Genomic DNA, 11,597 nt, shown 5'->3' with positions numbered 1-11,597 from the left:
AGGTTCGGGCAGGCTCGTCACCAGCCTCGATACGCCGCCCTCTTCAGACCGTCATCACCCAGTTTCCCGCATAGCTCGTCAGGGGCAGCAGTACGGCCGGAACGACATCAACGCCTTGCTCGGCATCGGCGGCACGCAGCAGGCATACAACCAGAGCAACCTTGATCTGGCCTATAACGACTTCCTCTCTCAGCGGGACTACCTGTCGAAGCAGCTTGCGGCGCGGAACGCCTACCTCAACCCCGGCATGTCGATGGGCGGCACGTCCACAACGACCCTGCCGGGCGCATCGTGGTTGCAGACCGGGCTCGGCACCGCGGCGGGCCTTGGCGGCGCCTATTCGATGCTGACCGGAAACCCGATCTTCGGTGCGAACGGCTTGCTCGGCAACCTGGGCAGCAGCAGCGCGGGCACGATCACGCGCCCCATCCTCGACTCGACCGCTTCCGGTCTCAGCGGCGTGATCGGGTGAAGCCATGGCGGCCCCGTCCTTCAGCCAATACGACCCCTACATTGATGCGGCGGCTAAGCGGTTCGGTGTCGACCCGAACTTGATCCGCGGCGTGATGGCCCTGGAGAACTACGGCGGGGATGCCGGCTTGCGCGGCGGCTCTGGCGAGTATGGGCTTATGCAAGTTATGCCCGGCACCTACGCTGACCTTGCGCGTCGGCACGGGCTGGGCTCCGACGCTTCGGACCCCTCCAACAACATCATGGCAGGGACCGCATACATCGCGGAGAACCTCCAGGCAAACCACGGCGACGTTGCAAAGACCCTTGCGGCCTACAACGCCGGCCCCGGCGGTTCCGCCAAATTCCGGCAGACGGGGGATGCCTCGACGTTGCCGGGCGTGACGCAGGGATACCTACAGCGCGCCGCTCGGTTCGGACTGATCGACCCCACACAGGCCCCGCCGGTCAACGTCGCATCTCGCACCCCGGTGCAGACGATGACCAGCTCCGCCGGACAAAGCGTCAACACAGCGAATGGAGTAGCGGCGATGCCAGAGACAGCGACGCCCGCCGGCCTTCTGTCGACCGGTGACGCCGCGTCGGCCAACAGCAGCCCATGGACTGGCCTACTCGGAAACGGGATGGCGCAGGGTCAGGCGCTGATGGCATTGGCCGCAGGGCTCATGTCCGGCCGGGACATGGGCGAGGGCCTCACCAAGGGTATGCAGGGGTTCGGCGCGGCGCTTCAGAACGCCAAGGCGATGCAGCTTGCGCAACTCGAATTCGCCAAGAAGGCGCAGCAGCAGGGGCAGATTGAAGCCCTGGCGAAGCAGTACGACGGCAGCAACCCGCGACTGGCCGCGCTGATCCGGAGCGGCAACGAAGCTGCGCTTAACTCCATCGCTTCCAACCTCGTCCCCAAGCGAGGCGAGACGCCTTGGTATGTCTCGACGGACGACAACGGCAAGCCGCAGGTGAACCCGCAGGCACTGAACACCTACGCCGCGACGAAGCAGGCGGAGAACGGCTTGATGATGGGGCCGAACGGCTTCCAGCTTCCGCCGGGCGTGTCCGATGCCACGCGCGAAAAGTCGATGTCCGAAAGCGTCGGGCAGCAGGCGGGACGCGCGGCCTATGCCGGCCAGATCGCAGGGGCGGAAGAAGCGGCTCGGGCTCCGTATCGCGTGGAACAGGTCGGACCGGGCGGAACGCTGGTTACGCCCTTCCCCGGCGGTCAGCCCGCACAGGGGCAGCCGGCCGGCGGAGTGGTCTACCAGAGCCCCAACCCGGCCCCCGGCACGCAGCAGGGCAGGTTTGAGGGCGATCTAGGCACCAAGCGTGCGGCCATCGTGGACGAAGCCCACAAGGACGCCATGGCGGCGCGGCAGGGCCTGGACGTGATCCAACAGCAGAGCGATGCCTTGGCCGCCGGTTTCCAGCCGGGCGCCACGGCTGAAGTGCGGGGCAACGCGGCGGCCTTGTTGCAGGGGTTCGGCGTGCCGGAGAATGCGGCAAAGCGGATCACGGGCGGAGACCCGGCCGGACTGCGCATTTTCCAGAGCGCCAACAGCCAGATTACGCAGTCCATCGCGAAGACGCTTGGCGCGAACCCAACCGACAACGACGCCAAGCTCCTTCAGCAGTCGCTGGCGCAGGCGACCGACCCTCTGTCCGTGGTCAACGCCATCAAGTCGTATGCCGAGCGGAAATTCCAAGGGAAGATCGACCGATACGCCGGCATCTACCAGCACTCCATCGTGAACGGTCGCGATCCTCTGGAATATGACCTGCAATGGGCCAACCGTCCGCGGCCTGCCGCTCCATCTGCCGCCCCGCAAAGCACCACCACGCAGCCGGTCAGCCCGAGCGGCGGGGGTCGGACGCTGCGGTTTGACGCACAGGGGAACATGATCCCATGACCGTACGCGCTCAGCTTCACGACGGCACCGTGTTGGAATTCCCCGATGGCACCCCCGACGCCGTGGTGTCCGCGACCGTCAAGAACGTGCTCTCGGGCTCGATTGGTGCGCAGCCGGCGCAGCCCAAAGCCACAGGCGACACCCTGTCTTCCGGTCTCCGCGGCCAGATCATGCAGGGTCTTACCCTTGGCATGGGTGATGAGTTCAACGCGGCCAGCCGGGCATTTCCGGGGTGGGTGGCAAACCTCGTCATGGGCAATACGCCGCTCTCCGACGTGAGCAAGGCATTCGGCTTCGAGGACGGCCAGAGCGAGTTGAACAAGACCTACACGGACCGTCTCGCGGCGGAGCGTGCCGACCTTGCCGCCTACAAGGACGCCCATCCCGTTGCCGCTCTCGGGGGCGAAGCGCTGGGCAGCATGGTTGCCGCTCCGGCCGGTGCCCTGAACGCCATTCGCAGCGGAACCGAAGTCGCGTTGCCGATGGCGAAGTCAGGCGTGCGGATGGTGGGCGATCTGCTGAAGAACGGCGCGACCATGGGGGCCATTAGCGGCGCGGGCAATGCGGAAGGCGGCGCGTCCGACCGGATGGCCGGCGCGCTGACCGGTGCTGCGGTGGGTGGCACGCTGGGCGTTGCCGTCCCGGCGGCCATCTCCGGCGGCGGGCGCGTGCTGGGTTGGGCGGGCTCCGCTCTCGGGCTGCGCAACGCGGACAAGGCCGCCGAAAACAAGGTGCTCCAGGCTCTGGCGCGCGATGGGGTGACGCCTGACCAGCTCCCCGGCAGGTTCACGGCGACGGACAAGCCGCTTGGACTTCTGGACGTTGGCGGAGAGAACACGCTTGGTCTCGCTCGGGCGGCAGCCGGCACCCCCGGCACGGCCCGGCAGGTTGCGGCAGACATGCTTGAGGGGCGGCAGGCTGGGCAGGTTGCGCGGCTCGGGCAGGACATCCGCACGAACGTAGCGCCGCAGAGCTACCACGATGAAGCGGCGGCTCTGATGGCTCAGCGCGAAGCCGATGCAGCGCGGCTTTATCCGGAGGCGATGAGCACGAAGCCGGTATGGTCGGAGCGGTTGCAGCAGTTCCTAGACGATCCGATCACCAAGAGCGGGCTTAAGGACGGCGTGGCAATCCAGCGGATGGAAGCGCTTGCCCGCGGGGAGCAGTTCAACCCGCTCGATTACGCCATCACCGGCTTCAATGAAGCTGGCGACCCGATCCTTTCGAACGTGCCGAACATGCGCACGCTGAATACCGTCAAGAAGGGCCTGGACAACATCCTTGAGGGATACCGGGACAGCACGACCGGGCGCCTTGCCCTGGACGAGCGCGGCCGGGCAATTGATCAGGTGCGCCGCGCCTTCTTGGGCGAAGTGGACAGTCTGAACCCCGACTATGCCGCCGCTCGTCAGGCGTGGGCAGGGCCGACGCAGGCACGCGACATGATGCAGCGCGGCCGGGACTTCGCGAACATGGACGCTCCCGACATTGCCCGCGAAGTGGCCCGCATGTCGGATGCCGACAAGGAGTTCTTCCGCATCGGCGTGGCTCAATCGTTGCGTGACCGGCTCTTCCGAGACACCGCTCAGCCGGGGCAGAACGCGGCTCTTCGCGTCTCCGGTGAGGGGCTGAATGAGAAGTTGACCGCGGCGCTCGGCAAGGACGCGGCAGATGCCCTCTTGGGCAGGGTGAAGACGGAAGCCGACATGACCGGCCGGCGCAACTTCATTCGTGGCGGCTCTCAGACGGCCAACAAGCAGGCCGACGCTGCCGACATGGAGATTGACAACAGCGTCCTTGCGAACCTTCTCCGCGGCGACCTGAAGGGCGCAGCGATCAACGCCGCAGGGTCTGCCGTCCGTCGCGCGTCTGGCCTCACCCCGTCGACAGCCAACAGCCTTGCCGGGCTGCTGTATGAGACCGATCCGACGATGAACGCCTTCATCCTGTCGCGCCTTCAGCACCGGCTGAATTCCAACATGGCAGCCGAACGCCCCGTTGCCGCTGGCGCCAATGCCTTTGCCCGCGCCGCTGGCGTGTCTCTCCCCGGCCTACTGAATTAGGAGCCCCGCCTTGGATCAAGAAACCATCCTCAAGACAATCGGGGCAGTCGCCATCCCGGCGGCCGGCTTCCTGTGGTTCGCTATCCGCATGTCGTGGTCTGCCGCCAAGCGTGACGCGGTGATCGACGGCTTAGGGAAGTCATTGGACTCCCTCAAGGAGCGCGTGGACGACCACGACGACTTAGGGGAGCGTTTAGCGCGCGTGGAACAGGGTTTTCACGACGTGAAGAACTACCTCCATCAGATTTTGACTGCCGTCAACAAGCGCCCCGCCGAGTGAGGATCGCATCATGACCGCCATCACCCTGGAAAAGCTCCCCCGCGGCATCCGGAACAACAACCCCGGCAACCTGCGGCACGGCAACGATTGGCAGGGGCTGTCCGAACAGCAGCCCGACACCGCGTTCTGCACCTTCGATGACCCGGTGTATGGGCTCCGTGCCCTGATGCGGACCCTCCTGGCCTATCGGAACAAGCACGGGCTCCGCACGATCCGGCAGGCCATCGGACGATGGGCGCCGCCGAACGAGAACGATACCGACGCCTATGTTCAGACGGTCGCGCGGCGGTGTGGCGTCGACGCGGACGCCGCGGTGAACTGGTCTGAGCCAGTGATGATGGTCAGCATCACGCGCGCCATCGTGTCGCACGAAAACGGCAGGGCTCCGACAGGCCGCCCGGCAGACTGGTATGAGCCCGGCATCTACAGCAAGGCCGCACGCCTCGCTCTCGGGGGAGCCTGATCATGGCAGTAGCAATCCCGCTCATCACCGCCTTAGCGCCGCTTCTCTCCGACCTGATCGACCGCATTCCCGATCCGGACGCCAAGGCAAAGGCTGCGGCTGAAGCCAACGCGAAGTTGGTGGGCATGCTCCAAGCCGGCGACGCGGCACAGCTTCAGGTCAACGCCGCAGAGGCCGCCAACCCGTCTGTGTTTGTCTCGGGCTGGCGGCCGGCGGCCGGCTGGGTCTGCGTTGGTGGCTTGCTGGTCCAGACCATCGGCTATCCGCTGATGGGGTGGGCGCTGTCGATCTGGTCACCCGGTACGCCCATGCCGCAGATCGACACGGATACGCTGATGAGCTTACTCGTTCCGCTGTTGGGGTTGGGCGCCTACCGGAGTTATGAGAAAGCGAAGGGCGTAGCGCGTTAATAGAAAAAGCGCCTCAGCAAGCAGGGAAAAAGCTTGTTTGCTGAGGCGTCGCAGGCATCCCCCTGTAAGTGGATGCTTATATTTTTTCAGGATCAGATAGAGTGGCTTCTGCGTAGGATTTAGTTTGATCGGCGAGTTCGGTGAATACATTGTGCAGACGAGCCTTGGCTTCTGCCAAAACAACATCTTCATTTCCAATGTTTCCAGCATGACCGGATATCATGATTTCTACAGAGCCAGAAACAGAGTATCCACTGACGATTTCAAAGTTGACTGCCCATCCTGGCTGTTTCTTATCGATGCGGGCGAGACGTACATGAGGTGTTCTATCAACGGCCATTTATGGGGCTCTCCACTTGGCAGCTTGTTCGCTAAGATCGGTTAGAAGCGCAGAAAGCGTCCTTCTGGCTACTGTAATTATTTGTTCGTCAGTGACCGGGGCTTCTAGTTCTCGCAACGAAACGGTGATTGGTATTTCAAAAGTTTCCTCACCGCGCTCGATTTCGAACGCGACCGTCGGATGAGGGCTCAGTGTATTGGTTCGTGTATATCGACCGTAGTCGATACGGGCGAGGCGGATGGAAGGCATCCAGTCTACTCCGATTTGGCTAACGGACCCATTCTATCACACGCGCTAGAAGTCGTCTTGATGACTAAGGCAACTTGAAGCGCATTGATCCAGAGGCGCATTAGCTTCCACTCTCCGCTGATAAAGGAGGGGCTTATGCCCCGCGGCGATGGCGTCCAGGGCTTGCTGTCGCGTCATGCTGCGACCCCCCGCATGTAGGCGTCCAGTTTCGGGAACGGCGGTATCAGCGCCGCTGCGTCCCGAAGAAGGCTGCGCTCCAGTTCGTAGACCATCCTAATGATGAACTGATCGTCTGAGTCCAGATCATCCATCAATCGGCTGAATTGCTCCGTCTTCTGGTAAACAAAAACCCTGAGCCTGATAAGCATTCCAACAGAAGAAGCATGCGGAGCGTCAATTATACTCCATTTCAGATCGCAGGCGATATCTACAATCTTGTCTTGCTCTTTCCGAATGGCCTTAAGTCCGGTCCTCTTTTCCCAACGATGCTGATTACAGTATTGCCTTGCGTGTTCCAGAAGGCGCTGTTCTCCCAACAGCCGCTCCGCGATGACGCTAGGGGCCGACTGCGCCGCAACGCGGGCCTTCAGCAGTTCTTCGCTCAGCCCGGCACCCACCCATCCGTGGACCACGTTGGCGGGGTAATTCTCATCAATCCAACGCCCCACAGCTTCATAGACAAGCTTTTTGTTCAGCGCCTTGATGTCCTCTTCAAGCGGACGGAGGGGGAAGTCGTCGGGGACCGAATTGCGTTTCCGGATAGCCGGCCTCCACTCCGGGGCAAGCCGGCGCAAGCCCGTAAGGCTGTCGTCCCACCGCGCCCACGTGGGCATCTTGGCGATGGCTTCTGCTGCCTGTTGGTCTAGGGCATCGAGCCGAGCGTCTGTATCGAGGAAGTCCCTCCAGAGGGAAAGAAGGTGGTCATCCTCCATGGCATGGACCGGGGCGCCAGCGATGGGGGCGGAGAGAATGGCGGCAGCGCCGCCCTTGAGAAGAGAACGCCTGTCCATTTTCAACCCTCCACCTTCAAGATCGCATGAAACTTCGGCAGGTGCTCTTCTTTGTTGAGCGCGACTAGGGATCGCTCAACCAAAGGCCAATCGTCATCCGTCAGGCCACGGATAAGGTTGAGGAAATGTGGTTGCTGCTCTGCCGTCATCCGGCCGTACACGTCCAGAATTTTCGTGGTGTCGGCATCGAGCGCGGTCTTCTGCTGTGGCTCACGCATGGGCCACCTCCGCATCAGGCAGATGGTCCAGTTCGCCGCGGTCTTCTTCCGGCTCCATGTCCGGATCGGCATCCATGCAGTCCAGCACGGTCAACAGCGCGTTGACGGTGCGTTCAATCAGGCTGCGGCAGTGGGCCGGGGCATTGCCGAACGTCTCCGCAGCGTCCAGGGCTTGGCGGAGCGCTTCCGGCAGGGCGGGGGCGCGTTCCACGACGCGCAAGACGGGAGAATTTTTGCGTCCCACACGTTGAACAGCTATTGCGTTCTTCGATTGCGGGGCTATAGTGAGGACATGTTTAGGCATTGCCGTCACCTCTCCTAAGGCGGGCGGGATGTCAGGGCCGATTGAGTGGTTCCAGCACTCAATCGGCCCGCTTCATTTGCGGGCACGAGTCGTTGCGGGGCTACATAGCTCCCCTCCGGGTGTATGTTTTCGTGAGCGCAAACGCTAACCCGATTAGCGTATCGGTGTCCAGAGATATCACTTATGAGTATCGTCTTTCAGGGTATGGCCTGAAGATGTTACGGTCACGTCCATGGTATGGGATGGGGCCGAATGATCACTCGGGAACAGGTCCGCGCCGCACGGGCGGTGCGCGGATGGGGCGTAAAAGACCTTGCGGAAGCCGTGGCCCGCGACAGCGGAGAGCCAATTTCCCACGTCACCATCAGCCGGTTTGAGAACGGTGCCGACAGCCGCGGGGAGACCCTGCGGAAGCTTCAACTCACCCTGGAGCGAGAGGGATTTGAGTTCCTAAACAGCGGAAGGCCCGGCATCCGATGGGACGCTGAAGCCCCTAGCCGGTGGTCTGCCGCTCCTGTGGCAAGCTGAGTCTCGACAGCCGACGATTACCGTTTCATGCTGCCCCGGTTGCGCTGAGCGATGGACGCTCGCGCGCTTCTGGGGGCTGAACGATGAAGCTGCGACTTCCCTTCCTGATCGGGGCTGCTGCCCTCTCTCTGGTCGGCTGCCAGACCACGACGGCAGCGCGCCCTACGACGTGGGAACAGGTTCAGGCCAACTGCACTCAGCAGCACGGCACCCCGGCCGCGTGCAAGTGCATGACGGACAACCTGTCGAAGTCGACCACGGTGGAACGGTATCAGGCCCTTGCTCTGGCGGCAGTCCAGCGCGCCAAGCCGGGCGCCAACGACTGGCAGACGCTGGACCAAGCCACGAAGAGCGAGGACGAGTTCACCCGCATATCGTCGGCGTCCATGAAGCCCTGTTCTGATCTGGTGATGAAGCGGCTCTGAGGGCGACTGCCCCTCTTACAGAGGGCCAGTCCGATGCGCCGCCGCACTTCGCTTCTGGTGAAGTGATGATCAACTGACCCGATTTTATCGGGTCAGTCTGCGTACATCAAACCGCACCAACCTGCCAAATGTTCTGAGAAAATAATATCCTATATCTACAAAATAATAGTGAGGAAAGAAATGTTTTGGTACGCTCTAGCCGGAAAGGTAATGTCTAATGTCGCTGAGAGTTTCGTGGATAATGTGTTTAGAAAGACTGTTTACCCGAAAATTGGGAGTATTGTCTATTGTGATTTGGCGTTAGGGTTTTGCGAGCATAGTGGTGTTTACGTTGGTAACAATGAAATTGTCCATTTGGATGGATCCGGTTATGTGGAAATAGTTTCTCCAGAAAAATTCCTAAATCGCCTTGGTGGCCTGAACACCGCTATAAGCATATATGTTTCGTGTACAGAGACTGTTTCGGTAGGTGATGTACAAACTGCCACGCGAGCAAGAGCAATGATTGGAAAGAAAAGAGCATATAACGTTCTTCTGGATAATTGCCATCAATTTTCGTCTGGTTGTTTGACTGGAAACTTTAATAACACTGACAATTTTCTTTGGATGCTGAAAGATAGAACTCGGAATACACTCGGCGCTAACTCGTGGAGAGTATGGAACCGCCCACAGATATTTTAGCCAACTATGGAGTGCTGGCAGATGGTTAGACCTTTGCACTCTCTGTCGGCCGGTCTCTGTCATCTTTTTAGCGCTTTTGACTTTCTTCCCGTTCTGCCTTTTCCAGTTCAGCCCGACGATCCCTGACTATCCCTTGGAACATGCGAGCTTCGTACTTGATCTGAGCCAGCCTAGAGCGAAGTGTTCCCTCTTGGGACTCTAAAGCTCTGTCGATGGTATCGGCAAGCTCCCTAAACAGGTCAGCTATTTCAGGAAGAAGGCTGACATAAATGATCGGAAATTCCAGCCGAATAGCCCGCCCCAACAGTTCCTTTTCTACCTCAGTGAGTTTGTTCCCGCCGTTTGCATTGAGCTTCCTAGCCTTATCCCATTCAGCTTCATTGACCTTGACCATCGCCTTGTCCAGCTTCAGTGAATACGGAACAGCTATCGTGCGCTGATCGCGATCTTGCTGCATCTGCGCATGCGAACATGTGCAATGATCCGGTGAGCAAGTCTGCGGAGGGTGCCGTGTCGAAACCGATCAGAGCAATCGATGAGTTGCCGGACCTCGCAACGCCTGCGGAAGTTGCGGAGGTGCTGCGGTGCTCCTCCCGTTTTGTATCGGACGAGTGCAAGAAAGGTAGGATGGGTGCGACATACGTTGCAGGGCGGTACCTGATCGCCCCTGCCGACGTTCGCACTTACCTTGCAGAGCGTGCTGTCACTCGCAGTGTGCCCACGGTTTCCTCAGCACGACCTATCAGACGCCCGCCTCTTCTTGCCGAACAGCAGGCGCACATGGACAACGAGCGTAATGAACGAGCGCTTAGAACGGTAGAAAAGCTGAAGGCCATAGCAAAGCGATGAGGCAAAGCTTCCTCATGCTGATCGGAGACGACTCGCCCCTCCATGAAGGATCAGACCGCAGCCGGGTCAGCATGAAGGGGCGCCACGTTAACTGATCCATCCAAAGACTTATCCGCATCAATCTGTGGACGATGGAAGACGCTTGCCGCCCGTCTTGTAGCGTTTCATTTCCGAGCTTTCGGCCAACGCACGACAATCAGGGCAGTCCTCTGCGTGTTCAACGGCTCTCAACCAGCGAACGTGGTACTCATCCACTTCGTACAAGAGAACATTGCTGTTTAGCAAGTCTTCGGCATCAGTCCAAGACAATCCAGAAGCCTGAGACAATTCATTAGGATTTGGCATATCGCCAGACGAAGCCAAACGGTCGCGGCAGAAGGCTACTGCGCGTTCAATCTTTCTCATATAGGAAATTTGTCTATTAGCATCCGCATAAGTCAGCAATTCCCATGCAAGGCGTTTTGCTACAATTACGGTGATGGGGGCTTCATGTGCGAAAATTGGGCGCTTGTTTTCTTGTAACGCCTCAAGGAAGCGCGCGGCCTTCGCGCCCTTTGCTCCCGAGTTGGGAACCGTCGAGGCGTAAGAAGCCAATGCAACGATAGCCGGCGTGAGTTCTATGACTTTTATCTGGCAGAGATGAAGAAGAAATACAGTAAGCTGGTGGAACCAAGCGGGGCCAACCCGTTCTATGTCGCTGGCGCGCTGACCTTTCTCATCCCCGTCTTGCTCTTTACGAGTTTTCTTCTGTGTGCCTTTGACAATGCTGCGCTGCTCGCTTTCTTTCAGGTATCGTAGGGCTCCTTCTACGAATATCGCAGTTGATTGTTCATGGCCTTTTGCAACATCGATAAGAAGCGGCGCGAGCCGCTGGAACGAACGATAACGGTCAGGGAGTAGCGAAGCGCTAGCGACACATGCAACACGTACAGCTTCAGCAAAGCTGTTATAAATGGCTGCGCGATGTTCCCCACAGTAACTTGCGCTGTATTTCCACAATACCTCTTGAAATCTATATCTAATTTCGCTCCAAACTTCATCTTCAGCGTCGTAAAAATTTGCATCAGTTACTTTGGATAGAGTATGGCAAACATCTGGCGTAAAATACTGGTATCCCGCGCGGAAGACAGCTCGCGCGGCCAAGATCGAAGCTTCTGCGACATGCCAGCTAGCCTTTGCCGCATCGCGGAGGCTTTCCGGGATATCATCAATCGATGGCGGCTCATCAACATCTTGATATTTAAAGTAGTGAACAAGTACATTTACATAATTCTGCATCATGCTTGTTGGATTTTGGAAAATAAATACGCCGGCATCGAAGTGAAAACATTCGGTGTTTTCATTATCAATAGGGGGGCCTTCCGCTTCGAAAACCATGTGTAGCAAGTCGGCTTCTTTTGAAGTT

Annotated in this window: 15 protein-coding genes; 9 read left to right on the top strand and 6 right to left on the bottom strand. The window is 59.6% G+C overall.

Going from position 1 to position 11,597, the window contains the following annotated elements; translation table 11 throughout:
* From CRT60_RS36155 to CRT60_RS09935, 6 genes are all read left to right on the top strand, one after another.
* On the top strand, positions 1–472 hold a 472-nt coding region (locus tag CRT60_RS36155), incomplete at its 5' end, for a hypothetical protein (protein WP_161958011.1).
* Positions 473–476: 4 nt separating this feature from the next.
* Positions 477–2,372 (top strand): transglycosylase SLT domain-containing protein, encoded by a 1,896-nt coding sequence (locus tag CRT60_RS09955; protein WP_098736224.1) that lies wholly within the window; start codon positions 477–479, stop codon positions 2,370–2,372.
* Positions 2,369–4,435, top strand: coding sequence for a TrbL/VirB6 family protein (locus tag CRT60_RS09950; RefSeq protein ID WP_098736223.1), 2,067 nt, complete (start codon positions 2,369–2,371; stop codon positions 4,433–4,435). Before CRT60_RS09955 ends, CRT60_RS09950 begins: the two co-directional genes overlap by 4 nt.
* Positions 4,436–4,445: 10 nt before the next feature.
* Positions 4,446–4,715 (top strand): hypothetical protein, encoded by a 270-nt coding sequence (locus tag CRT60_RS09945; protein WP_098736222.1) that lies wholly within the window; start codon positions 4,446–4,448, stop codon positions 4,713–4,715.
* A 10-nt stretch (positions 4,716–4,725) separates the two neighbouring features.
* Positions 4,726–5,178: a structural protein gene (locus CRT60_RS09940; protein ID WP_161958010.1), complete on the top strand. Its 453-nt coding sequence runs from the start codon at positions 4,726–4,728 to the stop codon at positions 5,176–5,178.
* Positions 5,179–5,180: 2 nt separating this feature from the next.
* On the top strand, positions 5,181–5,588 hold the full coding sequence (locus tag CRT60_RS09935; protein ID WP_098736221.1) for a 3TM-type holin: 408 nt from the start codon (positions 5,181–5,183) through the stop codon (positions 5,586–5,588).
* A gap of 76 nt (positions 5,589–5,664) precedes the next feature.
* Here the strand turns inward: CRT60_RS09935 and CRT60_RS35615 are convergent, their stop codons facing one another.
* The 4 genes from CRT60_RS35615 to CRT60_RS09920 all read right to left on the bottom strand — a co-directional run bounded on the left by CRT60_RS35615 (position 5,665) and on the right by CRT60_RS09920 (position 7,625).
* Complete coding sequence (locus CRT60_RS35615) at positions 5,665–5,928, bottom strand: hypothetical protein (protein WP_143273199.1); 264 nt, start codon at positions 5,926–5,928, stop codon at positions 5,665–5,667.
* Positions 5,929–6,350: 422 nt separating this feature from the next.
* Complete coding sequence (locus CRT60_RS09930; RefSeq protein WP_098736220.1) at positions 6,351–7,187, bottom strand: hypothetical protein; 837 nt, start codon at positions 7,185–7,187, stop codon at positions 6,351–6,353.
* Positions 7,188–7,189: 2 nt separating this feature from the next.
* A complete protein-coding gene (locus CRT60_RS09925; RefSeq protein WP_143273198.1) occupies positions 7,190–7,405 on the bottom strand; it encodes a hypothetical protein in 216 nt (71 codons plus the stop codon).
* Positions 7,398–7,625, bottom strand: a complete 228-nt coding sequence (locus CRT60_RS09920) for a hypothetical protein (RefSeq protein ID WP_098736218.1) — start codon at positions 7,623–7,625, stop codon at positions 7,398–7,400. Before CRT60_RS09920 ends, CRT60_RS09925 begins: the two co-directional genes overlap by 8 nt.
* A 695-nt stretch (positions 7,626–8,320) precedes the next feature.
* On the opposite strand from CRT60_RS09920, the gene CRT60_RS09915 reads away from it, so the two are divergent.
* Entirely contained in the window at positions 8,321–8,662 is a 342-nt protein-coding gene (locus tag CRT60_RS09915) for a hypothetical protein (protein WP_098736217.1), read from the top strand.
* 180 nt (positions 8,663–8,842) lie between these two features.
* Complete coding sequence (locus tag CRT60_RS37755; RefSeq protein WP_143273193.1) at positions 8,843–9,343, top strand: lecithin retinol acyltransferase family protein; 501 nt, start codon at positions 8,843–8,845, stop codon at positions 9,341–9,343.
* 67 nt (positions 9,344–9,410) lie between these two features.
* Here CRT60_RS37755 and CRT60_RS09905 read toward each other — a convergent pair whose 3' ends face one another.
* Positions 9,411–9,800: a hypothetical protein gene (locus tag CRT60_RS09905; RefSeq protein ID WP_098736215.1), complete on the bottom strand. Its 390-nt coding sequence runs from the start codon at positions 9,798–9,800 to the stop codon at positions 9,411–9,413.
* A gap of 14 nt (positions 9,801–9,814) precedes the next feature.
* On the opposite strand from CRT60_RS09905, the gene CRT60_RS37750 reads away from it, so the two are divergent.
* On the top strand, positions 9,815–10,192 hold the full coding sequence (locus CRT60_RS37750; RefSeq protein WP_425290402.1) for a helix-turn-helix domain-containing protein: 378 nt from the start codon (positions 9,815–9,817) through the stop codon (positions 10,190–10,192).
* Positions 10,193–10,309: 117 nt separating this feature from the next.
* On the opposite strand, the gene CRT60_RS35605 is transcribed toward CRT60_RS37750, so the two are convergent.
* Positions 10,310–11,569: a hypothetical protein gene (locus CRT60_RS35605; protein ID WP_143273190.1), complete on the bottom strand. Its 1,260-nt coding sequence runs from the start codon at positions 11,567–11,569 to the stop codon at positions 10,310–10,312.
* Positions 11,570–11,597 lie beyond the last annotated feature (28 nt).

This window comes from Azospirillum palustre, from assembly GCF_002573965.1.
GTDB classification, from domain to species: domain Bacteria; phylum Pseudomonadota; class Alphaproteobacteria; order Azospirillales; family Azospirillaceae; genus Azospirillum; species Azospirillum palustre.
This window is presented reverse-complemented; position numbering and strand designations above follow the sequence as displayed.

Excerpts from the sequence above, each read along its gene's own strand:
- CRT60_RS09950 (WP_098736223.1), top strand. The coding sequence starts at position 2,369 with ATGACCGTACGCGCTCAGCTTCACGACGGCACCGTGTTGGAATTCCCC.
- CRT60_RS09915 (WP_098736217.1), top strand. The coding sequence starts at position 8,321 with ATGAAGCTGCGACTTCCCTTCCTGATCGGGGCTGCTGCCCTCTCTCTG.
- CRT60_RS09905 (WP_098736215.1), bottom strand. The coding sequence starts at position 9,800 with ATGCAGCAAGATCGCGATCAGCGCACGATAGCTGTTCCGTATTCACTG.
- CRT60_RS09940 (WP_161958010.1), top strand. The coding sequence starts at position 4,726 with ATGACCGCCATCACCCTGGAAAAGCTCCCCCGCGGCATCCGGAACAAC.
- CRT60_RS09935 (WP_098736221.1), top strand. The coding sequence starts at position 5,181 with ATGGCAGTAGCAATCCCGCTCATCACCGCCTTAGCGCCGCTTCTCTCC.
- CRT60_RS35615 (WP_143273199.1), bottom strand. The coding sequence starts at position 5,928 with ATGGCCGTTGATAGAACACCTCATGTACGTCTCGCCCGCATCGATAAG.
- CRT60_RS09930 (WP_098736220.1), bottom strand. The coding sequence starts at position 7,187 with ATGGACAGGCGTTCTCTTCTCAAGGGCGGCGCTGCCGCCATTCTCTCC.
- CRT60_RS37755 (WP_143273193.1), top strand. The coding sequence starts at position 8,843 with ATGTTTTGGTACGCTCTAGCCGGAAAGGTAATGTCTAATGTCGCTGAG.
- CRT60_RS09955 (WP_098736224.1), top strand. The coding sequence starts at position 477 with ATGGCGGCCCCGTCCTTCAGCCAATACGACCCCTACATTGATGCGGCG.
- CRT60_RS09925 (WP_143273198.1), bottom strand. The coding sequence starts at position 7,405 with ATGCGTGAGCCACAGCAGAAGACCGCGCTCGATGCCGACACCACGAAA.
- CRT60_RS35605 (WP_143273190.1), bottom strand. The coding sequence starts at position 11,569 with ATGGTTTTCGAAGCGGAAGGCCCCCCTATTGATAATGAAAACACCGAA.
- CRT60_RS37750 (WP_425290402.1), top strand. The coding sequence starts at position 9,815 with ATGTGCAATGATCCGGTGAGCAAGTCTGCGGAGGGTGCCGTGTCGAAA.